This window comes from Thermopolyspora sp. NPDC052614 (genome assembly GCF_040678635.1).
Taxonomy (GTDB): Bacteria; Actinomycetota; Actinomycetes; order Streptosporangiales; family Streptosporangiaceae; genus Thermopolyspora.
This window is the reverse complement of the sequence record NZ_JBFATZ010000050.1, coordinates 1-1,948: the sequence shown is the minus strand read 5'-3', so window position 1 is coordinate 1,948 and position 1,948 is coordinate 1. Positions and strand designations below refer to the sequence as shown.

1 protein-coding gene is annotated in these 1,948 nt (G+C 70.2%); it reads left to right on the top strand.

Features of this window, described 5'->3' with window-relative positions; translation table 11 throughout:
- Window positions 1-126 precede the first annotated feature (126 nt).
- Window positions 127-1,926, top strand: a complete 1,800-nt coding sequence (locus AB0K60_RS37630; RefSeq protein ID WP_364066614.1) for a transposase — start codon at window positions 127-129, stop codon at window positions 1,924-1,926.
- The last annotated feature ends 22 nt before the right edge of the window (window positions 1,927-1,948 follow it).

Sequence of the window (1,948 nt, the reverse complement as noted above, 5' to 3'; positions counted from 1 at the left end):
GACCCTGCTGGTTAACTCGCGACATGCGGCGGTAGGTTCGTGACCTGAGCCCTTGATGTTCGGGATCATGCGGTCGCGGCCGGTGTTTTCCCCTCGTCCCGGTCGTGGATGGAGTGGTCTGTGTCGATGCGGCCCAGGCCGTGGCCGGAGCCGGATCCGGTGATCGCGGCGGCGATTCGGTCGATGTATCGCGGCAAGCGGCAGCCGCCGCTTGCGGTGCGGGTCCGGGATGAGCTGGGCGAGTTGTTCGCCGATGCGGAGTTCGCGGCGGCGTTCGGGGCCCAGGGTAAACCGGGCTGGTCACCGGGCAGGCTGGCGTTGATCACGGTGTTGCAGCGGGTGGAGAACCTGACCGACCGGCAGGCGGCCGAGACGGTCCGCACGGATCTGGGCTGGAAGTACGCCCTGGGGTTGAGCTTGGAGGATCCGGGGTTCGACTCCTCGGTGCTGAGCGAGTTCCGCTCCCGGGTGGTCGCGCACGGGCTGGAGGAGAAGGCGCTGGATCTGCTGCTGGTCCGGCTGTCCGGCAAGGGCCTGATCGGGGCGGGCGGCAAGCAGCGCACCGATTCCACGCATGTGATCGCCGCGATCCGGGATCTGAACCATCTGGAGCTGGCCGGGGAGTGCGTGCGGGCCGCGCTGGAGGCGATCTCGGCCGCCGCGCCGGACTGGGTGGCGCGGGTGCTGGAGGTGCCCGGGTGGGCCGGCCGGTACCGGGCCCGGGCCGATTCCTGGCGGCTGCCCGCCTCGCAGGCCAAACGCGAACAGCTGGCGATCGCCTACGGCACCGACGCCTACGCGCTGGTGGAGGCGGTGTACGCGCCGTTCTCCCCGGCCTGGCTGCGGAACCTGCCCGCGGTGCAGGCGTTGCGGGTCATGCTGGTGCAGAACTACATCCGTGTCCCGGGCAAGGGCGGGCGGGAGGTGGTCAGGCGGCGGCGGCCCCTCGAAGACGGCGGAGAGGGACTGCCGCCCGCCAGACACCGGCTGACCTCCCCCTACGACATCGACGCCCGGTGGGCGGCCAAGGGCGAGGACCTGTACTGGAACGGGTACAAGGTCCACATCAGCGAGACCTGCCACACCGCTGCCGCGGCCGGTGCGGGCGCTGCGCCCGGCCAGAACATCCAGGACGGCCGGCAGGTTCAGCAGGTTGGTGAGGTCGGGGAGGTTCAGGCGCCGCCGGTGCCGCCGAATCTGATCACGAATGTGGCGACCACCGACGCCACCGTCCCCGACAATCAGATGACCACCGCGATCCACCGGGCGATGGCACGGCGCGGGCTGCTCCCGGCCGAGCACTACATGGATGCGGGATACCCCTGTGCCGAGGTCCTGGTCGCCTCGCGCGAGGAGTTCGGGGTCAGGCTGGTCGCCCCGGTCCTGCTCGATCACTCGCCCCAGGCCCGCGCCGCCGGCGGCTACGACCGGACCGCGTTCACCATCGACTGGGACAAACGGCAGGTCACCTGCCCGCAAGGCCATACCAGCAGCTCATGGAGCCCCTGCCGGCAGCGCGGCAAAGACGCCATCGTGGTGATGTTCCCCGCCACCGCCTGCAAGCCGTGCCCGGTCCGTCCGGCCTGCACCAGCGGCAAACGAGAACGCCGTCAGCTCACCGTGCACCCCCAGCCCCTTCAACAGGCCCTGGACGCCGCCCGCGCCGAGCAGACCAGCCGGGACTGGCTGGACAAGTACAAAATCCGCGCCGGAGTCGAGGGCACCCTGCGCCAGGCCATCGCGGTCACCGGACTCCGCCGCGCCCGCTACCGGGGACTACCCAAGGTCCACCTCGAACACATCTACTCGGCTGTCGCGCTCAACCTCATCCGGCTGGACGCCTGGTGGAACGGACACCCTCTCGACCGGACACGGACCAGTCACCTCGCCCGCCTCGAACTGGCAGAAGTCGCTCTCGCAGCCTGAGACGAGTTAACCAGCAGGGTCC